Origin of the sequence: Limnohabitans sp. Hippo4, assembly GCF_003063605.1 — a bacterium.
GTDB lineage: Bacteria > Pseudomonadota > Gammaproteobacteria > Burkholderiales > Burkholderiaceae_C > Limnohabitans_A.
Map to the genome: position 1 here is coordinate 667,126 of NZ_NESE01000002.1, position 21,797 is coordinate 688,922.

At 49.1% G+C, this 21,797-nt stretch carries 21 protein-coding genes; 10 read left to right on the forward strand and 11 right to left on the reverse strand.

The features are described 5' to 3' along the window. Nucleotides 1–87: 87 nt before the first annotated feature. From B9Z46_RS08570 to B9Z46_RS08585, 4 genes are all read right to left on the reverse strand, one after another. Nucleotides 88–522: an FKBP-type peptidyl-prolyl cis-trans isomerase gene (locus B9Z46_RS08570; protein ID WP_055360922.1), complete on the reverse strand. Its 435-nt coding sequence runs from the start codon at nt 520–522 to the stop codon at nt 88–90. Nucleotides 523–558: 36 nt separating this feature from the next. Beyond that, nucleotides 559–894 carry a zinc ribbon domain-containing protein YjdM gene (locus B9Z46_RS08575; protein WP_108255582.1) on the reverse strand — a complete coding sequence of 112 codons (336 nt, stop codon included), beginning with the start codon at nt 892–894 and terminating at the stop codon, nt 559–561. An 81-nt stretch (nt 895–975) separates the two neighbouring features. After that, nucleotides 976–2,562, reverse strand: a complete 1,587-nt coding sequence (locus tag B9Z46_RS08580; RefSeq protein ID WP_158268415.1) for a glycoside hydrolase family 13 protein — start codon at nt 2,560–2,562, stop codon at nt 976–978. Nucleotides 2,563–2,648: 86 nt separating this feature from the next. Next, entirely contained in the window at nt 2,649–3,500 is an 852-nt protein-coding gene (locus B9Z46_RS08585) for a helix-turn-helix domain-containing protein (RefSeq protein ID WP_233245950.1), read from the reverse strand. A 114-nt stretch (nt 3,501–3,614) separates the two neighbouring features. Here B9Z46_RS08585 and pobA point away from each other — a divergent pair, with 114 nt between their 5' ends. Continuing rightward, entirely contained in the window at nt 3,615–4,787 is a 1,173-nt protein-coding gene (pobA, locus tag B9Z46_RS08590) for a 4-hydroxybenzoate 3-monooxygenase (RefSeq protein ID WP_108255586.1), read from the forward strand. Nucleotides 4,788–4,791: 4 nt separating this feature from the next. Here the strand turns inward: pobA and B9Z46_RS08595 are convergent, their stop codons facing one another. After that, entirely contained in the window at nt 4,792–5,727 is a 936-nt protein-coding gene (locus B9Z46_RS08595) for a LysR family transcriptional regulator (protein ID WP_108255588.1), read from the reverse strand. Between the two features lie 110 nt (nt 5,728–5,837). Between B9Z46_RS08595 and B9Z46_RS08600 the strand changes: the two genes are divergently transcribed. The 3 genes from B9Z46_RS08600 to B9Z46_RS08610 are packed head-to-tail and all read left to right on the forward strand — an operon-like array spanning nt 5,838 to nt 7,884. Beyond that, nucleotides 5,838–7,091, forward strand: a complete 1,254-nt coding sequence (locus B9Z46_RS08600) for an aromatic ring-hydroxylating dioxygenase subunit alpha (protein ID WP_108255590.1) — start codon at nt 5,838–5,840, stop codon at nt 7,089–7,091. 2 nt (nt 7,092–7,093) lie between these two features. Beyond that, complete coding sequence (locus B9Z46_RS08605; RefSeq protein ID WP_108255592.1) at nt 7,094–7,567, forward strand: aromatic-ring-hydroxylating dioxygenase subunit beta; 474 nt, start codon at nt 7,094–7,096, stop codon at nt 7,565–7,567. 2 nt (nt 7,568–7,569) lie between these two features. Continuing rightward, on the forward strand, nt 7,570–7,884 hold the full coding sequence (locus B9Z46_RS08610) for a non-heme iron oxygenase ferredoxin subunit (RefSeq protein ID WP_108255594.1): 315 nt from the start codon (nt 7,570–7,572) through the stop codon (nt 7,882–7,884). Nucleotides 7,885–7,908: 24 nt separating this feature from the next. Here B9Z46_RS08610 and B9Z46_RS08615 read toward each other — a convergent pair whose 3' ends face one another. Next, on the reverse strand, nt 7,909–8,373 hold the full coding sequence (locus B9Z46_RS08615; RefSeq protein WP_108255596.1) for a thioredoxin family protein: 465 nt from the start codon (nt 8,371–8,373) through the stop codon (nt 7,909–7,911). Between the two features lie 119 nt (nt 8,374–8,492). Here B9Z46_RS08615 and B9Z46_RS08620 point away from each other — a divergent pair, with 119 nt between their 5' ends. Both B9Z46_RS08620 and B9Z46_RS08625 read left to right on the forward strand, forming a co-directional pair. Then, nucleotides 8,493–10,139, forward strand: coding sequence for a B12-binding domain-containing radical SAM protein (locus tag B9Z46_RS08620; protein ID WP_108255858.1), 1,647 nt, complete (start codon nt 8,493–8,495; stop codon nt 10,137–10,139). A 29-nt stretch (nt 10,140–10,168) separates the two neighbouring features. After that, nucleotides 10,169–10,852: an SDR family NAD(P)-dependent oxidoreductase gene (locus B9Z46_RS08625; RefSeq protein ID WP_108255598.1), complete on the forward strand. Its 684-nt coding sequence runs from the start codon at nt 10,169–10,171 to the stop codon at nt 10,850–10,852. A 27-nt stretch (nt 10,853–10,879) separates the two neighbouring features. On the opposite strand, the gene B9Z46_RS08630 is transcribed toward B9Z46_RS08625, so the two are convergent. Beyond that, on the reverse strand, nt 10,880–12,496 hold the full coding sequence (locus B9Z46_RS08630; protein WP_108255600.1) for an iron ABC transporter permease: 1,617 nt from the start codon (nt 12,494–12,496) through the stop codon (nt 10,880–10,882). 122 nt (nt 12,497–12,618) lie between these two features. Here B9Z46_RS08630 and B9Z46_RS08635 point away from each other — a divergent pair, with 122 nt between their 5' ends. The 3 genes from B9Z46_RS08635 (at nt 12,619) to B9Z46_RS08645 (ending at nt 16,472) form a co-directional block, all read left to right on the forward strand. Next, nucleotides 12,619–13,677 carry an ABC transporter ATP-binding protein gene (locus B9Z46_RS08635; RefSeq protein ID WP_108255860.1) on the forward strand — a complete coding sequence of 353 codons (1,059 nt, stop codon included), beginning with the start codon at nt 12,619–12,621 and terminating at the stop codon, nt 13,675–13,677. Between the two features lie 77 nt (nt 13,678–13,754). After that, the gene (locus B9Z46_RS08640; RefSeq protein WP_108255602.1) at nt 13,755–14,834 is read left to right on the forward strand and encodes an extracellular solute-binding protein; all 1,080 of its coding nucleotides are present in this window, start codon (nt 13,755–13,757) and stop codon (nt 14,832–14,834) included. A gap of 147 nt (nt 14,835–14,981) precedes the next feature. Next, nucleotides 14,982–16,472, forward strand: coding sequence for a nucleobase:cation symporter-2 family protein (locus tag B9Z46_RS08645; RefSeq protein ID WP_108255604.1), 1,491 nt, complete (start codon nt 14,982–14,984; stop codon nt 16,470–16,472). 65 nt (nt 16,473–16,537) lie between these two features. Here the strand turns inward: B9Z46_RS08645 and B9Z46_RS08650 are convergent, their stop codons facing one another. From B9Z46_RS08650 to B9Z46_RS08660, 3 genes are all read right to left on the reverse strand, one after another. Next, nucleotides 16,538–17,593, reverse strand: a complete 1,056-nt coding sequence (locus B9Z46_RS08650) for a histone deacetylase family protein (RefSeq protein WP_108255606.1) — start codon at nt 17,591–17,593, stop codon at nt 16,538–16,540. Nucleotides 17,594–17,990: 397 nt separating this feature from the next. After that, entirely contained in the window at nt 17,991–19,787 is a 1,797-nt protein-coding gene (locus B9Z46_RS08655) for an ATP-binding protein (protein ID WP_108255608.1), read from the reverse strand. A 32-nt stretch (nt 19,788–19,819) separates the two neighbouring features. Then, nucleotides 19,820–20,449: a response regulator transcription factor gene (locus B9Z46_RS08660; protein WP_108255610.1), complete on the reverse strand. Its 630-nt coding sequence runs from the start codon at nt 20,447–20,449 to the stop codon at nt 19,820–19,822. Between the two features lie 136 nt (nt 20,450–20,585). Here B9Z46_RS08660 and B9Z46_RS08665 point away from each other — a divergent pair, with 136 nt between their 5' ends. Next, nucleotides 20,586–21,230, forward strand: coding sequence for an SOS response-associated peptidase (locus tag B9Z46_RS08665; RefSeq protein ID WP_108255612.1), 645 nt, complete (start codon nt 20,586–20,588; stop codon nt 21,228–21,230). A gap of 12 nt (nt 21,231–21,242) precedes the next feature. On the opposite strand, the gene B9Z46_RS08670 is transcribed toward B9Z46_RS08665, so the two are convergent. Then, complete coding sequence (locus B9Z46_RS08670) at nt 21,243–21,701, reverse strand: hypothetical protein (protein ID WP_146179239.1); 459 nt, start codon at nt 21,699–21,701, stop codon at nt 21,243–21,245. Nucleotides 21,702–21,797 lie beyond the last annotated feature (96 nt).

A 21,797-nucleotide genomic window follows, 5' to 3' on the forward strand; every position in this document is an offset into this window, starting at 1 on the left:
CACTGTGCTGATCTGAGAGAAAGTCGAAAAATTCAAGCCAAATTTCGCAAGGTGAAATATGGCTTGCGCCTGGGTTGCGGCGGTGTTTTATTGGATGGCAATCAGCTCCACATCGAACACCAAGGCCGCATTAGGCGGAATCAGGCCGCCACCGGCGCCAGAACTGCCATACCCTAAGGCGCTGGGGATGATCAGAGTCCGTTTTCCGCCCACCTTCATGCCCACCATGCCTTGGTCCCAACCGGCAATGACTTGGCCTGCTCCGAGTTTGAAGCTAAAGGGGGCACGGCCAACGGAAGAGTCAAACTGTTTGCCATGATTTTGTGCGGCTGTTGCATCGTAAAGCCAGCCGGTGTAGTTGACTGTGAGGGTGTTGCCTGCAACAGCGCTTGCGCCGGTACCTACTAAAGTGTCTGTGGTTTGCAAGAGCGTGGGGCCTGAAGGTGTGTTGTTACTGCCACCCCCACAGCCGGTTAACAAAGTTGCAAGCGTCAAGGTCAAGCAGAAAAAGATTTTTTTCATGGCGTCGTAAAAATAGGATTCAGTTTTGTGAAGGAGTCAGGCTTTGCGAACAAATTCCGTTTTGAGTTGCATGGCACCAAAACCTTCAATTTTGCAATCGATGTCGTGGTCGCCATCGATCAAACGAATGTTTTTCACTTTGGTGCCCACTTTGATCACACTTGAAGAGCCTTTGAGCTTGAGGTCTTTGATCAAGGTCACGGTGTCGCCGTCTTGCAAGACATTGCCGGAGGCATCTTTGAAAACCTTGCTGATTTCAACTTCCGCTTGAACATGTTGAGGCCATTCGTGCGCACATTCTGGACAGATGAAATTTTCGCCATCTTCATAAGTGAATTCTGATTGGCACTGAGGGCAGTTGGGAAGAGTCATGTATGTCTAAAAGGTTTGCACTAGGTTTGAACTTTAGCACTTGGTCAAGTGTGTTTGATAGATCCTCATAAAGAGCATGCTTCATGGATATCGTTTGTATCTGCTGTACCCACCTAAATACCGCTCAACAGGCTTCAGGACCATCACTGTTTGAGCAGGGACAGTGATGCGCATGAGGCCTGGCCCCATGGTGGTGATGTGTTTTTGTATGTCTGCGCCCAACAAGTCGACAAAGGGGGTGTCGTCCATCAAGCCTGCATTGGCAACCATGATCGTCTCAGAAACATCTGTTTTGCTGGGATTGGCCAAAACCAGTCGAGTCTCAAGCGTTTTGTCAGTGTATCTTTCAAAGGCAAACAGTCGTTCACTTTCGATTCGGCGATAGTTGCCCACGCGCAGCGCTCTGTTTTGCTGATGCAGGTCGATCAGTTTTTTGAGCCAAATCATTTCTGGGTGGTCAGTGCCAACCCAATCCCATCGCATTGGGTTTCGATTTTCAGGATCACCACCACCGGTCATCCCGATTTCAGTACCGTAATACACATTGGGGGAGCCCGGCAAAGTAAATTGCAAAGATTGAACCCAACGGCGTTGCTTGGCGTCAGGAAACTGCGTGGCAATTCTAGGAATGTCGTGGTTGTCAATGATGTTCCAAGATTTCAACATGGGTTCAATGCCTGCATCTTGGATCATGCGTTCGATCATTCGCGCAGTTGTCACAGCACTGATCTCACCTTTTGCAAGACCCAAAATCATTTCTCTCAAAGTGAAGTTCATGACGCCATCCATCGCGGTCAGCCACTGATCGGGGTAATTGACTATTTCGCCAACGACCAAAGCGTCTTTTTTTTCTTGGCGTGCTGCTTTTGTGAGGGCGCGCATGTAGGGCAGACCCAGTTCGTAAGCAGTGTCCAAACGCCAGCCGTCTGCCCCATCACGGAGGTAGCCGCGAACCACGGAATCGGGGGCTTCATACAAATATTGGCGAACTGCAGGGTTTTCTAAATTCAATTCAGGTAAATTTTGAAAGCCTGTCCAAACGCGAGCGCCTCCTTTGTATTGCGCACCGATTGCAAACCAATTGCGCCAAGGGCTGTTGGGGTTGACCATGGCGTCTTTAAACTGTGGTGAGTTGCGGCCCATGTGATTGAACACACCATCTAACACCACTTTTAAACCTAGTTGATGGGCATGCTTTGCAAATTCTTTGAAGTCCTTGCGGCTACCAAATTCTGGCGAAATGGCTTTGTAGTCCAGTGCGTCGTATTTGTGATTGGTCCATGCTAAGTGAATAGGGTTCAAGTAAATTGCGGTGGCACCCAGTTGCTTGACATGGTCGAGTCTGGTCCCAGCGCTTTGAATGTCGCCTCCCCAAAATTCAAGCTCTTGACTGTTGAGCTTTTGGGCTTCTAACTCGGTGCCGCGCTGAGGCTGTTCATGCCATTCTTTGAGAACCTTGGGTGATTGATAGAGGTGTTTTTTTGCTTCTAAATGATCAGAAGGTACAAACCGATCGACAAGAATTTGATAAACGATGGCGCCATTTCGCCAGTCCATTTCGCGAGCCTCGAAAATTTTGCCACTTCGTAAGTTTGGGGTCGCTTGCGATGCAAATAAATTCAAAAAAATCAGGGTGACGACAATGCGCGATGGACGGAGGAGGCTCATTGAATTCATCTTATTTAGATTAGTTGCGGATTATCATATTGAACCAGTGATGTGTGAGTTCCACGAGATTCTTTCGAATTACCAAATTAAATCTGCGCTCGAAATGCCTTGGGTGAAATGCCTGCGTCACGTGTGAAAACGCGAGAGAAATAGGCGGGATCTGTAAAGCCCAGTGTGTAGGCAATGCTGGAGATGCTGAGGTTCGTATAAGCCAAATTTCGACGTGCTTCGCGCATCAGTCGCGCTTCAATCAAGCGCAGTGCGCTGCTTCCATTGGCAGCGCGCGTGAGCCGACTCAAATGGGTTGGAGAGATAGACAAGGCTTTGGCATACTGGCTCACAGTCCAATGGGCTTTGAAATTGAGCTCAATTAATTCTTTAAACCGCTGAACCAATTCCGAGTCATTGAATTTGGCGTCCGCCAATGTGCTCTGGGCAAGTTGTCTTGCAACCCAGCCCAACAACACGCCACTCAGTCCTCGCAGCACCAGCGCGCGGGCTTTTTCTTGCGCGGAGAACTCAAGCCATATCTGATGAACAGTTTGGGTGACGAAGGTATCAGCGGACAGCACACAGGCCTGATCAAGTTCAGAACGAAGGGTGCCTCCGCCCACCAACAGTTCGTCCAGTAATTCATCGGCCAAGGTAGTGACCCAACCGCGCGTGTCTTTTTCAAATCGAAAGGAGTGGACATGATCGGGGGGCACATTCACCAAAGAGCCTTGAGGCAAAGCATGGGTTTTTCCATCCAAGGTGGCCCATCCGCCGCCATGCGCTATCAGCAAAACCTGATGCAAACGTGCATGTCGATGGGGTGCCAACTCCCAGTCGTGCAGTTCCGACCGGTCTGCAATGGTTTCGCAGTGCAACACGTCTGGCAAATGTGTGGATTCGCCAAATAGACTGTAGCTATGTACATGGGCAAGTGTTTTTTCCATGTTCGAAATGTACAAGTTTTTGCCAGTTTCAGCCATTCCTGTCGGGTCGCTTAAGAGGTATCTTTCGATTTGTTTTGACAAATTGCCTTAGATCAAGTTTTACGGAGACAACAAATGAAAACCCAAGTTTGCATCATCGGTGGCGGGCCATCTGGCCTGATGCTTTCCCAGTTGCTTCATCTCAAAGGCATTGAAACGGTGGTTTTGGAGCGCCAAACAAGGGATTACGTCCTCAGTCGCATTCGTGCCGGTGTTCTGGAAAATGGCTTTGCCAAACTCATGCGTGAAGCCCAATGCGGTGAGCGCATGGACCGAGAAGGGGAAATTCACGATGGATTTTTCTTGGCGCATGCCGACAAACTGAATCGTGTTGATTTGCACAAATACAGCGGTGGCAATTCCGTGATGGTGTACGGTCAAACGGAGTTGACGCGCGATTTGTATGAAGCGCGGGACCGCATGAACGGCATCGTGATTCACAGCGCAGAAAACGTTCAACCGCACGATGTGAAGTCCGACAAGCCTTACGTCACCTACAGTGTGGGCGGTGAGGAAAAACGCGTTGATTGCGATTTCATCATTGGTGCTGACGGATTTCACGGTGTGAGCCGCAAATCCATCCCAAGCGACGTCATTAAAGAATACGAAAAAGTGTATCCCTTTGGTTGGCTGGGCGTCTTGTCTCGAACCAAACCAGTTTCGCCTGAGCTGATTTACGCCAAGCACCCGCGTGGTTTTGCACTGTGCTCTTTGCGCTCACAAGTTTTAAGCCGTTACTACATCCAAGTGCCACTGACTGATTCAGTTGAAGATTGGTCGGATGAGGCTTTTTGGGCGGAGTTGAAACGTCGTTTGCCCGCTGAAGTGTCTTCTCAATTGATCACAGGTCCCACCATCGAAAAGTCCATTGCACCGCTGCGCTCTTTTGTGGCTGAACCCATGCGTTACGGCAACATGTTTTTGGCAGGTGATGCGGCCCACATTGTGCCGCCCACTGGTGCACGGGGTTTGAACACTGCAGGGTCTGACATTTACTACTTGTACCATGGCTTTGTGGACCACTACCAAAAGGGTGACAGCACAGGCTTGGACAACTATTCCGAAAAGGCGCTGTCCCGCGTTTGGAAAGCGCAGCGCTTTTCATGGTGGCTCACAACCTTGTTGCACACGTTTCCAGATTCAATCGAATACGACCAAAAGTTGCAAGAAGTTGAGATGGCCTATTTGTTCTCATCCGATGCAGCCCAAAGTTCCTTGGCAGAAAATTACGTGGGACTGCCTTTCTGATCCATCAGATCGCTAGCTCTTCGCCACCTGTGGAACGGTCACCAAAGAGTTCGCGCATCAATTGCCGCAACCATTGGTGACCAGGGTCGCGGTGTAGGCGACCGTGCCAACACTGCTGGATGGCACTGTCTTCTACTTTGATGGGCAAGTCGCGCATGACCAAATCAAAAGGTTTGACAATGCGTTGTGCAAATCGCTCGGGCACCACAGCAATCAAGTTGGCATTTTGCAGCACGTCGCCCAAAGCAACATAGTGGGGCACTGTGAGCCTCACTTGTCGCGAATATTTTTGTTGGTCCATGGCCCCATCTACTTTGCGATGTCCTGTGCCAGTTGCCAAAACGCGAACATGCTCTGAGGCAAACAAGGCTGCCACTGAGATGCTTGTCGTCTGTGCCAATGGATGCTTTTTGCGCATCAGGCAAACGTATTTTTGCTTGAACAAGGATTGTTGAAAAAAGCCTGCTTGGAGTTGCGGTAGCAGTCCCATGGCCAAATCAATTAGGCCCGTTGACATGTCTTCTTTGAGCGCCGATTGCGCCACGCTCACAATTTGCAAAGTGACACCGGGCGCTACTTTGGCCAGGGCATTGACCAGTACAGGTAAGAAATACATTTCGCCAACATCCGTCAGGGCAATGGTGAAGTTTCGGCGGCTGGTCTTTGGATCAAAAGCGCCGCGCACATTCAAAGCTTGTTGCAAGCCATTCAGCGCAGTGGCGATTGGCTCTGCCAGCTGCAAGGCGTAAGGCGTTGGGGTCATGCCACCCTGGGTGCGGATGAACAACTCGTCATTCAAACTGGTGCGGAGCCTGCCCAACGCACTGCTCACAGCGGGCTGGCTCATGTCCAACAGATTTGCAACCGCTGAGACGCGTTTCAAAATGAGCAAATGGTGAAATACCAAGAGCAAATTGAGGTCGAGTTTTGCCAGTTCCATGGATCTTTTTAATATTCGATTTTCAAATAATCATTATATTTAAAATCTGATTTACTAATTTAAAGCGGCTGGCATGATGAACGTCAACCATCTTGTGGAGATTCGCACACATGCAAGAACAGCCAATACATTGGGAAACGCCTGGCACCAGCCGGATCCCATTTGCCGTCTATACGCAACAGGCCACGCATCACAAAGAGCTTGAGCGGTTTTTTTACAAGGCTCACTGGAGTTATGTGGGCCTAGAGGCTGAAGTCCCCAATGCGGGTGATTTCAAACGAACCGTCATCGGCGAGCGGTCTGTCATCATGACCCGCGCGCAAGATGGTCAAATTCATGTGGTCGAAAATGTGTGCGCGCACCGTGGGATGGCTTTTTGCCGAGAGCGGCATGGAAATAAAAAAGAATTGGTATGCCCTTACCATCAATGGAGCTATGCCTTGGATGGCAAGTTACAAGGGGTCCCCTTTAGACGCGGTGTGCGGCACGAGGGCAAGGTCAATGGCGGCATGCCTGCCGATTTTGACCCCAAAGACCATGGCTTAACTTCGTTGAAAGTGGCCATACGGGGTGGCGTTGTGTTTGCTTCTTTTGATCACCAGGTTGAGTCTTTGGAAGACTACATGGGGCCGGTGATCTTGAAGTACTTTGACCGATTGTTCAATGGTCGACAGCTCAAGATATTGGGCTACAACCGTCAGCGTATTCCAGGTAACTGGAAATTGATGCAAGAGAACATCAAAGATCCTTATCACCCAGGCTTGTTGCACACTTGGTTTGTGACCTTTGGCCTTTGGCGCGCTGACAATAAAAGCGAATTGCGCATGGACGACAAGCATCGTCATGCCGCCATGATTTCCACGCGCGGCTCTGCAGGACAAGCAACGGGTGGGGCTTCAGATGTGACGCAGGTCAGTAGTTTCAAAGCCAGCATGGAACTCAACGACCCCAGTTTCTTAGACATCGTGCCCGAGCCTTGGTGGGAGGGGCCTACGGCTGTCATGATGACGCTATTTCCCAGTGTGATTTTTCAGCAGCAGGTCAACAGTGTTTCTACGCGCCACATTCAGCCTGACGGTCATGGCGCATTTGATTTCGTGTGGACACATTTCGGCTTTGAAGACGACACGCCAGAGATGACTGAGCGCCGCTTGCGACAAGCCAACTTGTTTGGCCCTGCAGGATTTGTCTCAGCCGATGATGGTGAAGTAATTGAATTTTCGCAGCAGGCCTTTGAATCTAAATCTCAGCACCGCGCGCTTGCTGAGTTGGGCGGTAAAGATGTAGGCGACACCGATCATATGGTGACCGAAACCCTGATCCGAGGGATGTACGAATACTGGCGAAATGTGATGGAGGATTGATCATGGTTGACATGCAAACTTGGTTTGGCATCCAGCAACTTTATGCCGATTACGCCAGTGCCGTCGACAGTGGGCAATGGAATTTATGGCCTGACTTCTTCACAGAGCAGTGTGTTTACAAATTACAACCCCGTGAAAATCACGAGCGCGGATTTCCCTTGGCCACATTGACATTGACCAGCAAGGGTATGTTGAAAGATCGCGTGTATGGCATCAGTGAAACCATCTTTCACGACCCCTACTATCAGCGACACGTGGTGGGCGCACCTATCGTTCGAAAAGTAGAAGAAGGCCGCATTTACAGTGAGGCCAACTACGCGGTGTTTCGTACCAAGTTGGACAAAGAAAGCACCGTCTACAACGTGGGACGTTATCTTGACATCATTGTGTCGACACCCGAAGGATTCAAATTCGCTGAGCGTCTGTGCGTTTACGACAGCGAGATGATTCCCAATTCTGTGATCTACCCCATCTAACCATGAACAACTGGATTGACGTGGCCGCAGAGGCCGATTTGTTTGAAGGTGCAGGCATTGCTGTCACCCCTCAAAATCATGACATCGCTGTTTTTAAATTGGAGGAGGGCGTGTATGCGATCAACAATGAATGCAGCCACGGCAACGCCAAATTGTGCGATGGATTTATGGAGGGTCATCATGTGGAGTGTCCCTTCCACCAGGCCTTGTTCGATGTCCGCGATGGCTCCGTTCAATGCGGACCTGCATCCGAGTCCGTCAAATCGTGGCCTGTCAAAATTGAAAATGGCCGAGTATTCTTGGATCTGAACGGGTAAGACTGTTTCTTCCCTTGTTTGCAATCAAGGTGTGACGGGTTTCGTGCTGGCCACCTTGGCTAAAAAATCAAAGATGGCGGTGTCGCCCATGTTGCGCGCATCGGCCAATTCTCCAGATTGCGTGGCATAAATCACTTTGCCTGCAGGTGACAGCACTGCAATGGCGGGAATTCCTTTTTTGAGCGGCACACCGTAGGCTTGTGCAATGTCGAGGTTGCGGTCAAATTTGCCAACATTGACTTTGACCATTTTGAAATGCTGCTGAATCAATGGGGCACTGGGCCCTGTTTTGAAAGACATGTCCAACACTTTGCAATCGCCACACCAGTTGGCACCAAAGACCACCAGTACGGGTTTGTTGGTGGCTTTGGCCTCTTGGAGGCTTGTCTGAATCTGTGCAGGTGCATTGGCTGATTCGTCGTAAGGGGCCGTCGCAGCGTTGGCACTGAGCGCAACCGCCAGCAATGCCCATATAAATGTTTTTAACATCGAGTGACTCCTAATTTGAGGGGTAGCCAGCAATGCCTGCTGGAAAATGGGCTCAATATACAGCTTATTTCCGATTGGGCTTGTGCACTGAGTTTCTGTTTGCGCAGGATAATCTGTACATGCCTGACTCTGTGACCTCGAAGCCCACCATCATCCTTTGCACTCTGAACGCGAAGTACATCCACGCGTCTTTGGGCCTGCGCTATCTGATGGCCAACATGGCGCGTCACGGTAGCCAAGCGCTGGCAGATCAAACAGCATTGCTTGAATTCACCTTGTCGAAGCCATTGCCAGACATGGTATTGCAATTGTTGAACACCTTGGGCGAAGAGCGCCCAGGTCAAACACAAGTCATCGGTTTCGGCGTTTACATTTGGAATGTGCTTCAGACCACAGAGCTGATTCGTTTGCTTAAATGCCAGCGCCCCCGCTTGAAAATTGTTTTGGGCGGTCCCGAAGTAAGTCACGAAACCGACCAACAAGACATTGTGAAATTGTCTGATCATGTGATCACAGGCTGGGGGGATGTGAGCTTTCCGAAACTTTGTTTGCAATTGGTTCAGGGGCCGCCCCCGCTCATGAAGGTGATCCCTGGCGAACAACCGCCAATGGATCAGATTGCTTTGCCATACCAACACTTTTCGGACGCCGATTTGGCCAACCGTTTGTTGTATGTGGAAGCTTCAAGGGGATGCCCATTCAAATGTGAGTTTTGTCTCAGCTCTTTAGATAAAACGGCGTGGGCTTTTGAGTTGTCGCCGTTCTTGCATGAGCTCAAAATTTTGTATGAGCGTGGCGCCAGAAACTTCAAATTTGTCGATCGCACTTTCAATCTGAAGATTGAAGCATCTGTTCAAATTCTCCAGTTCTTTTTGGATCGATTGAATGAACCCGGTGCAGAAGGTTTGTTGGTGCATTTTGAGGTCATTCCAGACCATTTGCCAGACAAGTTAAAGGCTTTGATTGCGAAGTACCCTCCTGGGGTGCTGCAATTTGAGGTGGGTATTCAAAGTTTCAATGAAATCGTTCAAAAACTGATTTCTAGGCGGCAAGACAACATCCAGACAGAAGCCAATTTGCGATGGTTGATCAATGAGTCGCATGCACACCTTCACACCGATTTTATTTTTGGTTTGCCTGGTGAAACATTGGACAGCTTTGCAGAAGGTTTTGACCGACTGATGGCCATTGGACCGCAAGAAATTCAATTGGGTATTTTGAAGCGTTTGCGTGGAACGCCGATTGCAAGGCACACCGTGCCTTTTGAAATGGTCTATGACGATCAACCACCTTATGTGGTGCGAAAAACCAAGGACTTGGATGCGTCAAGCTTGGAGCGCTTCACCCGCATGGCCAAGTATTGGGACTTGATTGCCAATTCGGGACGCTTCAAAACTAGCTTGCCCTTGATATTGACGCCTATTGGACTGCCTGCTTCTGCGTTCCGATCCTTCATGCATTTTTCCGATCATGTTTGGCTGTCTACTGGAAAAACTTATGGGTTGACACCCGAGGATTTAGTAGACGCTGTCTTTCATTATTTGACAGTGGTAAGAGAGATGGATTCATCGCCTGTTCGTGCATCGCTGCTCCAAGACTATTTGGCAAGTGGTGCCAGGGCACGGCCAAAATGTTTGGCGCAGGAACGCTTGCCCTTGGGGGGTGAGCCTACAAATCAGAGCTCACATGAGCAATCAGTCAGCACTGCGCACAAATTGCGTGGGCGACAAGACCGTCATGGGGTCACAGCAGCATCAACAGATTGAAGAGACATTGAGGAATTGCGAGTAAATTAATGAAGATCAATCAACTGGATGGCAAGCGCGTTTTATTGACACAAGCCACTGATTTCATGGGCCCTGCATTGCTCAGAATGTTTCAAAACCAAGGCGCTGAAGTGATCGCAGATGATCGCCCCTTGAACCAAGATCCTTCACTTCCACAACAGTTAGTCCAAAGCGCGGGGCACATTGATATATTGCTTTTGCATCTTGCATTGCCTGCACCCAGCACGCCCGCTGTAGACATTCAAGATGACGAGTGGCGAAATGTGTTTGCGCACTTGGTTGATCCCATGCCTAGATTGGTTTCAGCAGTACTGCCTCAGATGCTTGAACGCCGGGAAGGGTGTATTTTGCTGATGGGCAGCGCTGCGGCGCTGAGAGGGCAGAAACGTACCGGCAGTTACAGCGCTGCTCGTGGTGCACAACTTGCCTATGTCAAATCGGTCGGGTTGGAGCTCGCCTCGCAGGGCATTCGTTTCAATGCCATTGCGCAAAATTTTGTTGACAACCCAACCTATTACGGTGCCGAGATTCAAGCCAACCCCAAATTTCAGGACCGTCTTAAAAGGGAAGTTCCCTTGGGTCGATTGGTCAGCGCTGAAGAAGATGCCGCTTTCGCAGCGTATTTGTGCAGTGATCAAGCAGCTTGCTTTGTGGGCCAGGTTTTTCCCGTTAGTGGGGGATGGGCGACCTAAAAAAAGTTTGATACGCCTTTGGAAGCCTCAAGCAGAGGTCGATTTTTTCATTGCACGGCTAAGATACATCACAGGCAACAAGCCCACCAAAACTAAAGCCAAACTGGGCAATGCGGCTTCGCCCAATCGCTCGTCTCTTGCCAGTTGATAAGCCATTACGGCCAGTGTGTCAGTGTTGAAGGGGCGTAACACCAAAGTGGCTGGCAGCTCTTTCATCACATCCACAAAAACCAGCAGTGTGGCAGCAAAGATGGAACGCTTCAACAAAGGCACATGCACTAGGGTAAGCAGTTTGACCCCAGATATCCCCAGCATACGCGAAGAGTCATCTAGGCTTTTGGGAATGCGTGTGTAGCCACTTTGCACAGTTTGCAAGGCGACTGCACAAAAACGAATCATGTACGCCCAAATCAGACCCAACACCGTTGCCGTGAGCCAGAAACCAATTTGGGAATCTGGCCAGCGTTGTTGTTGCCATGTGACCGGCAATAACAATCCCACCACGACCACAGCCCCTGGAACCGCGTACCCCAATCCGATCAATCCCGTTGCCATGCGGGTGGCGAGGTCTTTCTTGGTCCTTAAGCTGTACGACAACACCAGTGCCAATGCGACAGCGATCAGTGCAGTCATGAGTCCCAATCGAAGACTGTTCAACGCCCAATCGATGAATCGAGCCCATGGCACATCGAGATCAGAGTCCATCAAGGGTCTCAGCATTAACAGCACGGGTAACAAAAATCCAAAGAACAGGGGCAGGGCGCACCAAGTACTCATGCCGATTGCGGACAGGCCAGTTAAAGAAGTTGGCTGCGCATCTGATGACGGTGCATAAGAACGCAGGCTTGAAAAACGCATTCGGGCCTGCGCCATTTTTTCAAGTTGTAGCAATACAAGAACTGTGCCCAGCAACAAAGTGGCCAATTGCGCTGCGGCAATTCGGTTGTCCATGACCAACCAAGCTTTATAAATGCCAGCCGTCAAGGTTTGAATACCAAAATAGCTGGCAACGCCATAGTCCGCTAACGTTTCCATCAAAGCCAGTGCAACTCCTGCGGCAACTGCCGGCCTGGCCAAAGGCATTGCGACTTCTAAAATTCGACGTTGAAGGGGCGCCCCTAGCATGCGCGCTGCCTCCATCAATTGCGATGCACGCTCACTCAGCGCTGTTCGCGCTAACAGGTAAACATAGGGGTACAGTGCCAGAGAAAAGACAAGGATGGCCCCACCCAAACTTCTCACTTCTGGCAAAACACGGCCCTCAAGGCCAGTTTGGCTGCGAATGAAATTTTGCAAGGGTCCGCTGTATTGCAAAAAGTCCGTATAGGCATAGGCAACCACATAAGCGGGTATGGCCATGGGCAGCAGCAATGCCCATTCAAAAAAAGATTTTCCGGGAAACTTGAACAAGGTCACCGCTGCGGCTGTGCTGGTGCCCAGCAAGGTGACACCCACCGCAACGCCAAGGCAGAGCAACAGGCTGGTGATCGCATAGCCTGGCAAAACAGTCTCGATCATCGCCGTCAGGACGCCCGCAGAACTGGCATTCCACTCGAGCCATGAACTGACCAATGCCACCAGGGGTAAACAAATGATCAACGCCAACAGGCTGAGTAAAACCGAACGAATTCGGAGGGTGGGCATTCGCAGAATCCAATGAAAGTCTAGGGCAAAGCTTGTCGGAACAAGCACATCTTCTTAGGAATTGTAAGGATGATCATGAGGTCATGAATGCCACGGGGTCTGCCTGTCCTTACAATTCGGCCATGTATTTGACACTTCAACAAGTTGACGTTCGCTACGCAGGCCAACTAAAGTCTGCGGTACACGGTGTTTCTTTAAAGCTTGAGGCTGGCCAAATTGGCGTCTTGATTGGTCCCTCTGGCTGCGGTAAAACCAGTTTACTTCGCGCCATTGCCGGTCTTGAGCCAGTGGCGGCTGGTGAAATTCAGTTGTCAGATCGCGTAGTCAGCCGCTTAGGCTTTTCGGCCGCGCCAGAAAATCGCCGCATGGGCATGGTCTTTCAGGATTACGCTTTGTTTCCTCATCTCACAGTGGCGGGCAACATTGCTTTTGGTCTTCACGGTCAAAGTTCCGAATTCAAGTCATCGCGTATCAGCGAGGTGCTCCAGTTGGTTGGGCTTGCAGATGTGCAAGACCGCTATCCCCATGAATTGTCGGGCGGGCAGCAGCAACGCGTTGCACTGGCGCGAGCATTGGCACCTCAGCCCGATTTACTTTTATTGGATGAGCCTTTTTCAAACCTGGACGTGGACTTGAGAGAGCGACTGGCATTGGAAATCAGAGGTATCTTGAAAGCGGCCAAAGCAACTGCTTTGTTTGTGACACACGATCAAATGGAGGCCTTTGCCATTGGTGATGTCATTGGTGTCATCCAAGAGGGGCGCCTTGCGCAATGGGATGATGCCTATCACCTGTACCACCGTCCGGCCTCACGTTTCGTGGCTGAGTTCATTGGTCATGGTGTCTTTATTCCTGGTCACCGCAAGGTGGTAGGTGCAAGGGTGGAAGTGGCAACGGTTTTGGGCTTGCTGACAGACGACCTTGACGCTTCTCTGGTGGGTGGGTTGGATGACCGTGCATGCGATGTTTTGCTTCGGGCAGATGACATCGTCCACGACGACGAAGCACAGGTGAAAGCCGAAATTATTCGAAAAGCATTCAGAGGATCTGAATTTCTGTACACATTGCGTTTGCAGTCAGGTGACATTGTGTTGGCGCACGTGCCCAGTCACCACGACCACAAGTTAGGTGAGTGGATTGGCATTCGAGCGGAAGTGGACCATGTGGTGACCTTTGATTGAAGAAAAGCTTCTTTGCAAATGAGAATCATTCTTATTTGATGTAGAATTTGCTCAAATTAACATTTTGAGGTGTCAATATGAGCAATAAATCATTCAAAAAAGGCCTTCGCCATCCGTTTGCATTTCTAGCCTTAGCGGTTTTGAGCGCCACTTTTCTAACATCAGAGGCACAAACGGGCAGTGCTTCGATCAATATCTATTCGGCGCGTCATTACCCAACCGATGAAGCCCTCTACAGCGATTTCACCAAAAGCACAGGCATCAAAATCAACCGTGTCGATGCGGACGATGCCGGCATCCTGACGCGACTGAAAGCCGAAGGCAATGCATCTCCAGCCGATGTGATTTTGTTGGTGGACGCAGCCAGATTGTGGCGAGCAGAAGTCGATGGCTTGTTTTTGCCCATCAAATCCAAGGTGTTGGAGGACGCGATTCCAGACAATCTCAGAGCTAAGCGCACTGACACTGGCGGAGTTGCTTGGTTTGGTTTGTCAACACGTGCACGTGTCATCGTTTACGACAAATCGAAGTACAAAAAATCGGATTTGGATACGTACGAGAAATTGGCTGATCCAAAGTTCAAGAGCAAACTCTGCATTCGATCTGGTTCCCACCCCTACAACCTGAGTTTGTTTGGTGCCATGACAGAACATTTGGGCACCACACAAACAGAGGCATGGTTAAAAGGCTTGGTGGCTAATATGGCACGCAATCCTGCTGGTGGCGATACTGATCAGATCAAAGGCGTTGCCTCTGGCGAGTGCGGTGTGGCCGTCACCAACACTTATTACATGGCCCGCTTGCTGCGATCCACCAATACCGCAGAGAAGGAGATGGCTGAAAAAGTGGGTGTTGTGTTTCCCAATCAGGGCAGCTGGGGCACTCATTTGAACGTTGCTGGCGGTGCGGTTGCTAAAAATTCAAAAAATACCGACAACGCAATTAAATTCTTGGAATATTTGGCCAGTACGTCTGCTCAAAACCATTTTGCAAATGGCAACAATGAATGGCCTGTTGCGAAAGGTGTGAGCTTTGACAATCCTGCCCTGAAGGCCATGTCGGGTGGTAGCTTCAAAAGCGAAGTGTTGCCTATCAGCGCTGTGGGTATGAATCAAATCAAAGTACAGCAAATGTTGGACCGCGTGGGTTTTAAATAGAATTTGGAGGTACTTTTTCTTTGGAAAGTACCTTTCATTAGGGTTTTCGATAGAAATTTTGTCTTTCAAATTGTATACAGTTTGGTGTGCAGTTGGCGTTCGTCAAATGAACGTCACGCCTTAAACCTCTGTGATTGGAAGAGCCCTATGACTACCGTATCCCTTCATCCTGTCGATGAAAAACTACCAACAGGCAAGCTGGCTGCATTGGGTTTGCAGCATGTATTGGTCATGTATGCAGGCGCAGTCGCTGTGCCGCTGATTGTGGGACGTGCCCTCAAACTCAGTCCACAAGATGTGGCATACCTCATCTCTGCAGACTTGTTTTGCTGCGGTTTGGTGACACTGATTCAGTCTCTGGGTGCTACACAATGGTTTGGCATTCGCTTGCCCGTCATGATGGGCGTGACCTTTGCCTCCGTGGCCCCCATGGTGGCCATGGCCAATGCAAACCCTGGAGAAATGGGTGCTCAATTGATCTTTGGGGCCATTATTGGTGCAGGCGTGATCTCCATCCTCATCGCGCCAGTGGTCAGTCGCATGCTGAGATTCTTTCCACCGGTAGTGACTGGCACCATCATCGCTGTGATTGGAATCAGCTTGATGCGCATCGGCATCAATTGGATTTTTGGCAACCCAGTTGGTCCCACAGCACCAAGCATCGTCAACCCAGAACACAAGCAATGGCTGGATGCAGCTGCGGCCGCCGCAAGCGCGCCAGGTTCAACATTGCCTGCCATTCCCAAAGACCTGGCTTTGTTACCGAAAATGCCCAACCCCAAGTATGCAGATTTAACGGGCGTTGGCATTGCAGGCTTGGTGCTGGTCACCATCATGTTGATTTCTAAGTATGCCAAAGGCTTTGTGGCCAACATTTCCGTTTTGTTGGGCATCGTGGTGGGTGGCTTTGTGGCCGCAGCGATGGGCTTGATGAACTTTGACAAAGTGGGCAAGGCCGCATGGTTTGACGTCGTGATGCCATTCCATTTTGGTGCTCCGGTGTTTGAGCCTGTGCTGATCTTGACCATGACGCTGGTCATGATTGTGGTGATGATTGAATCTACCGGCATGTTCTTGGCGCTTGGCGAGATGACCGATAAAAAAGTTGACCAGGCTGCACTGACGCGAGGTTTGCGCACCGATGGCTTGGGCACTTTGTTGGGCGGTATCTTCAATACCTTTCCCTACACCAGCTTTTCACAAAACGTAGGTCTGGTTGCCGTGACAGGTGTGAAGAGCCGATTTGTTTGTGTTGCAGGTGGTTTGATTTTGTTGGCGCTTGGTTTGCTGCCCAAAATGGCGGCCTTGATTGAATCCTTGCCAACTGTGGTGTTGGGAGGCGCTGGCTTGGTGATGTTTGGCATGGTGGCTGCGACCGGAATTCGCATCTTGAGCAATGTCGATTTCAAGAACAATTCCTACAACGCCATGATTGTGGCCATCTCCATTGGCATAGGCATGATTCCATTGATTGCACCTAATTTCAAACAATGGATGCCTCATAACTTGCACCCCTTGATTGAGTCAGGTATTTTGCTGGCTTCTATCAGTGCAGTACTTTTGAACTTGTTCTTCAATGGTGCAAATGGCGATACGCGAGATGCTGTTGAAGCGGCCAAGCAAGTGGATTCGCATTGAACGGTGAGTTGTCAGAGAAAAAAAGGCCAGCATTTGCTGGCCTTTTTTTTCGGGTCATAGCCAAGTCAAATCGACTGAAACCCTTCCAAGACATTGACTGTGTTGCGGCCAAAGTCTGCTACAGCATAGCCGCCTTCTAGGGTGAACACAGTGGGCAAGCGCAAAGAGGCAAGGGCACGGCCCACCTGCAGGTAATGCACTGATTTTAATTTGAAACCGCTGATGGGATCGCCTTCGTAGGTGTCCAAGCCCAGAGGTACAACCAAAGCTTGAGGCGAAAAATCAGCGATAACCTGCAAAGCCTTTTGCAAAATGTCATACCAAGTTTCAAAGGCCGTACCTTTGGGCAAGGGGAAGTTCAAGTTGTACCCCTCGCCAGCACCCGTCCCGCGCTCATCGGCATGCCCTAAAAAGAAGGGGTACTCGGTTTGCGGATCACCGTGAATTGAAACGGTATAAACATCAGAGCGTTCATCAAAGATAGCTTGTGTGCCATTGCCATGGTGGTAATCAATGTCCATCACAGCAATTCGTTGCAGACCTTGAGAGCTCAAGTGTTGCGCCGCAATGGCGGCATTGTTCAGGAAACAGTAACCACCCATGTATGCTTTGCCAGCATGGTGTCCGGGTGGCCGCGTTAAAGCCACGGCGGATGATTCTCCCTTGCTCACTGCCTGAGCTGCGGCGAGGGCGCAAGCAGCACCTTCGCGCGCCGCTGTCCAGCTGCCTGACATAAGCGGTGTACCTGCATCGAAGGCATATTGCCCTAACTTGGCTGCAAAATTGAGGGGTGGTCTGTCCGTTCGGAAAGCCTGATTGCCAGGCAATGGCCAAACAGAGGGCAGTGCATCGCGGCTGACATTGTCTGGACTCAAACTAACCCATTCATCCCATGCTGTTGAAAGGAAGGTCAAGTATTCTGGTGAGTGCACGCGGAGAAGCGCTTCATCGAGTGGAAGATCGCCTGATGGCGTTAGCAACTCACCAACGGGTCGACGCTCAAGCTCACTCAATACATGTTCGAGGCGTTGTGGAACTTCATGGCAATCGACCAGCCGGCCCCTGAACATTTCTTGCCGACCTTTGTGTAAATGGTGCAGCTGGTTACTGAATATTTTCATGGTAGGTGTTTATTCAATGCTGGTATCAGAGCTTTGGTTCTAGAGCGTTTGGATGATTGTGGCTCGAGGCTGACGTCCTTAGCAAGTCAAATATCGGTTGAATTATGGCGCAAATGCATCTTGCGCAAACTCAATTGATCGGTTCGTTGAATAGTTAACCAACTCAAAAACAATGCGATACATTGCGATAGAGTACAAATACTCAGACAAGCCTACAGGCAGTCAACTGGGGCATCCTTTGGTTGAGTTGCTTGAAAGTTTGCACTCTCAGGGATCGATTGGAGAGGCAGCCAAACATCTAGGCCGCTCATACAGACATGTCTGGGGAGAGCTCAAATTTTGCAAATTAAAAAGCAAGTTTTAAAAAATACCAAACTGATTGAAAAGTCGCGTACTTTTACAACTTCTGCTTCGGCGGTAGGCTCTTTGCGATGAATGCTTCAATCGACTGAATGTCGATTGGTTTGTACAACACTTGAATGTTCAGTTTGTCAAACAGCTGCAAATGCTGAGGTGAAGTGTCCGCTGTCACAATGCAAGCAGGAATTTCTTCGTTGAATTCTTCACGCAATTTTTGGATGAAGAAGATGCCATTTCTTTCACCCAGTCGGAAATCGCTCAAAATAAAGTGCAACTCAGGAAGCTCTGCGAGGTATTCTGTAAACTCGTTCTCGTCATGCGGAATCAAATACACAGAATAGCCTGCACGTGTGAAATACTGTGCATATGCATTTTTGAGAGAGTAGTCGTTCTCAATGATGCCCAGATTCACACCAACCGAAGAGTGAAGCACTTCGTCGATCAATGCCGTCGGCTCAGCGCTGCCGTGAATTGCAGTCTGTGAGCCCACTCTATTTTTGAGCAACGCGTTGCCTTGCGTTACAGGGTAGCGTGTTTGAATTGTGAAAAGAGAGCCAACCCCAAGTTCTGAGTTGACAGTGCACTCGCCGCCAATTTTTTGAACAATGCGATTGACAATCGACAGGCCTAAGCCCAGGCCATCGTGATGTGATCGAGAGTGCTCAGAGCGAAAAAACTCTTTGAATATCACTGGCAAATCTTCGGCTGGAATGCCATGCCCCGAGTCTTTGACACTGAATTTAAGTTGGCCCTGTTCACTGTCAAATGCAACAACAATACTTCCAGTGTCTGTATATTGAACGGCATTGAACAATAAATTTCTGAGAATTTGCTCTAGAAGTTGAGGGTCACCTTTCGCAAAAATGTTTTGGTGTTTGACCGTGAAAGAGAGGTTCTTCTCTTTGCACAAATCAGAAAAACCAACTTCCAGATCGTGTGCCAATTGCGCAATTGAAAACTCAATGTTTCGTGGAGAAACACCTGAATCAAGTTTGCTGATGTCTAACAGTGTATTGAACATGTTATTGAGGACAGCGATGCTATTGCGCATGCGTGCAAATACCCGGTTTTCGTACTCGGGTAGATTTTTGGCGTCAATCATGTCGACAAAGATATTGATCGATTGCATGGGTTGACGCAAATCATGGCTGGCTGTGGCAATGAATTCAGATTTGGCAACGTTGGCCGCAATGGAGGCATTCTTTTCAGCGACCAGTTGATCGATCATGGCGTCATTCTTAAGTCGCAATGAAAACGACTTTTCCCATGATTGAGAAAAAAGCATGGCCATTTTGATGGCCAAATAGAAGGCCACCATGGAGCCAATTGGAATGGGCCAAAAAATGAATTCGTAGTGCGTGACGATGAAAAGCAACTCAGGTAGTTTCAGCGGCAACACAAAGTAAGTGAAAGATTTCCAACTGACACAGTAGCCCACCATGCCAACAAACAAAATCGTTAAGCTGATGATTTGATAAATCAAGTAATTGGCTGGGTCTGCAGTGTCCACAAAAATAAACCAGCCAATGCCCCAAACAAATGTCACAGCTCCTAATGCAATGTTAAGAAGCAGCAAGTTGGTTTGAACATTTGCCTTGAGATCAATTTTTTTAATCAGGAAGAAACGACCAATGACCACCACGGCCATCAACGCAAACCAAGCATTGATCAGCAGGTTGTCAGTGGTCTTCCAGTAAAGCGGAATGCACAAAATGGGCGCCAGTACCGTGGCAATGGTGCTGGATTTGGCGAAGCTGTGCATGTATTGCAGCTTCTCAGTCGCCACAAGCTGCTCAAAATTTGGAAACTCAGCTTGCAGATTTTCTTGATTCATGTTTTTATTGCTGAGCAGTGATGCAAGAGGTATTAATTGCTCAACAACTGATATTTTTGAGCTTTAAGAACCGCCTGCGTTCGATTGAAAACCCGCAATTCTTTGAAGATTTGATTGATGTGAATTTTGACTGTCTGTTCTTTGATTTCCAGATAGTCAGCAATGATTTTGTTGGGATGGCCAAGCGATATCAGATGCAAAACTTCCAATTGTCTTTGAGTCAGTCGGAAATCAGGTTGTTCTTCTGCCGTTTGAACGACAGATGGCATGCTACTCACTTCAAATAGTTTTTTCAGTTTGTTGTAAATGCTGATGGACGTGTTGTTCTTTGAAACAAACAAGGTTGCACCTGCAGCCACTGCACGTGGTTCCCAGGTTGGCGATTCAAGACCTGATATGGAGACCACATGTTCTACGTTGCTTTTTTGCTTGAATACCTTAATGCCAGCCAGTCCGCTTAGACCAGGCATTTTGACATCAAGTAACACAACCCATGTTTTGTCCATGGCATCGACCAAATCAAGCCCCTCACTGGCGTTGCTGGCTGTATAGACACCGATGCCCAAGTTGCTGAATTCTCGTGTGAGAATCTCGCCTAATGCTTCCCGGTAGACTGGGTGATCGTCGATGATCAGAAGGGCATTGGAGTATTGATTGGTCATAGCTCGTTTGATCTTAGTCGCTGCCCTGTGATTTTCAATGAAACTTAGGTTATAGATGGTGCAAAATGCGCCTGAAAATAGTTTCTCATAATTCGCTGTTCTGGCAGCAAAGTCAAATCACCGTTCTTCCTGAAGCATGTGCACCAATTTCACACCCATTCAGAAACCCCATTGGGTCAAGGATGCTTTTGGCGTCGATGTGCCTGCTGGATACCCAAGTGAAGCCTATCCGGGCTTTGAAGCCCCCGTCGTTGTGCAGAGTCATCAAACATCTAGAGTAGCTTGTGGGTTGGCCAAATTCGGTTTAATACCCGCTTGGGCAAAAGACGACAAAATAAGCCGCCATACCTACAACGCACGTAGCGAAACAGCAGCCGAAAAGCCCAGTTACCGAGCAGCATGGCGAAATCGCCAATACGGCTTGGTACTGGTTGAAAATTTCTATGAGCCCAGTTACGAATCGGGCAGGGCAGTGCGTTGGAAGATTGGTTTGGCCTCGGGCGATCCGTTTGGCATCGCATGTTTGTGGGACCGATGGACAGATCCCACTTCTGGTGAATTGGTGGTGAGTTTTTCGATGCTCACGGTCAATGCCGATGCGCACCCTGTGATGAAGCAATTTCACAAGCAAGGTGATGAAAAGAGAACGCCTGTGATCATTCCGCCGAATCTGCACAGTTCTTGGTTAGCCTCCTCCACAGAAAGCGCGGCAAATTTGATGTCATGGCAGCACATGCCGCCACTGGTTGCAGAGCCTGCACCTGTCAAACGAATTGAATGAAAAGCGCTTCATTCAAGGCTCATTTTTTTGAGTCATCTGTTTTCGGACTTTTTCCAAGTACGCCTCAAAATCAAAGTCGGGTCCTTGTTCAAAGGCAATGGCCTGCCAATGTTTGTGCGTTGCGATGAGGTTTTTCTCTTTGTGTTTAACAGGACAAAAGTAAGCTTCTGTGGCTTTGATAATTTCTTGAACATAAGCTGCCACACCCACGCCATAAGCACAGTAAGTGCAGTGAAACTTTGACACCCAGTCCAAGTACTTCAACTCTTGTCTGTCAAAAATAATGTAGTCTTTTCGGTTGAACTTTGGAATGCCATAAATTGGAAAACAGGTCCATTGGTAGAACGAGACACAAAGATCTAGCAGCATGATTGGAAATACCATGCTGTAAATGATCGGTCCTGTGATGAGGTTGATGGGTCGCGATCTTTTGAGCAGTGCAATGAGACCGATTTGATAGTTTGTTGGCATACGGGCGCCTTTCATGAGGGAATTGAATCTCAATTTATCCCTATACCAAAACGGCAGCTTGACTTATGTCAACCTAATTCATGTGACAATCACTTC

Excerpts from the sequence above, each read along its gene's own strand:
- pobA (WP_108255586.1), top strand. The coding sequence starts at position 3,615 with ATGAAAACCCAAGTTTGCATCATCGGTGGCGGGCCATCTGGCCTGATG.
- B9Z46_RS08645 (WP_108255604.1), top strand. The coding sequence starts at position 14,982 with ATGACTACCGTATCCCTTCATCCTGTCGATGAAAAACTACCAACAGGC.
- B9Z46_RS08635 (WP_108255860.1), top strand. The coding sequence starts at position 12,619 with ATGTATTTGACACTTCAACAAGTTGACGTTCGCTACGCAGGCCAACTA.
- B9Z46_RS08670 (WP_146179239.1), bottom strand. The coding sequence starts at position 21,701 with ATGCCAACAAACTATCAAATCGGTCTCATTGCACTGCTCAAAAGATCG.
- B9Z46_RS08625 (WP_108255598.1), top strand. The coding sequence starts at position 10,169 with ATGAAGATCAATCAACTGGATGGCAAGCGCGTTTTATTGACACAAGCC.
- B9Z46_RS08580 (WP_158268415.1), bottom strand. The coding sequence starts at position 2,562 with ATGAGCCTCCTCCGTCCATCGCGCATTGTCGTCACCCTGATTTTTTTG.
- B9Z46_RS08595 (WP_108255588.1), bottom strand. The coding sequence starts at position 5,727 with ATGGAACTGGCAAAACTCGACCTCAATTTGCTCTTGGTATTTCACCAT.
- B9Z46_RS08640 (WP_108255602.1), top strand. The coding sequence starts at position 13,755 with ATGAGCAATAAATCATTCAAAAAAGGCCTTCGCCATCCGTTTGCATTT.
- B9Z46_RS08615 (WP_108255596.1), bottom strand. The coding sequence starts at position 8,373 with ATGTTAAAAACATTTATATGGGCATTGCTGGCGGTTGCGCTCAGTGCC.
- B9Z46_RS08665 (WP_108255612.1), top strand. The coding sequence starts at position 20,586 with ATGTGCACCAATTTCACACCCATTCAGAAACCCCATTGGGTCAAGGAT.
- B9Z46_RS08570 (WP_055360922.1), bottom strand. The coding sequence starts at position 522 with ATGAAAAAAATCTTTTTCTGCTTGACCTTGACGCTTGCAACTTTGTTA.
- B9Z46_RS08575 (WP_108255582.1), bottom strand. The coding sequence starts at position 894 with ATGACTCTTCCCAACTGCCCTCAGTGCCAATCAGAATTCACTTATGAA.
- B9Z46_RS08660 (WP_108255610.1), bottom strand. The coding sequence starts at position 20,449 with ATGACCAATCAATACTCCAATGCCCTTCTGATCATCGACGATCACCCA.
- B9Z46_RS08620 (WP_108255858.1), top strand. The coding sequence starts at position 8,493 with ATGCCTGACTCTGTGACCTCGAAGCCCACCATCATCCTTTGCACTCTG.
- B9Z46_RS08610 (WP_108255594.1), top strand. The coding sequence starts at position 7,570 with ATGAACAACTGGATTGACGTGGCCGCAGAGGCCGATTTGTTTGAAGGT.
- B9Z46_RS08630 (WP_108255600.1), bottom strand. The coding sequence starts at position 12,496 with ATGCCCACCCTCCGAATTCGTTCGGTTTTACTCAGCCTGTTGGCGTTG.
- B9Z46_RS08655 (WP_108255608.1), bottom strand. The coding sequence starts at position 19,787 with ATGAATCAAGAAAATCTGCAAGCTGAGTTTCCAAATTTTGAGCAGCTT.
- B9Z46_RS08585 (WP_233245950.1), bottom strand. The coding sequence starts at position 3,500 with ATGGAAAAAACACTTGCCCATGTACATAGCTACAGTCTATTTGGCGAA.
- B9Z46_RS08600 (WP_108255590.1), top strand. The coding sequence starts at position 5,838 with ATGCAAGAACAGCCAATACATTGGGAAACGCCTGGCACCAGCCGGATC.
- B9Z46_RS08650 (WP_108255606.1), bottom strand. The coding sequence starts at position 17,593 with ATGAAAATATTCAGTAACCAGCTGCACCATTTACACAAAGGTCGGCAA.
- B9Z46_RS08605 (WP_108255592.1), top strand. The coding sequence starts at position 7,094 with ATGGTTGACATGCAAACTTGGTTTGGCATCCAGCAACTTTATGCCGAT.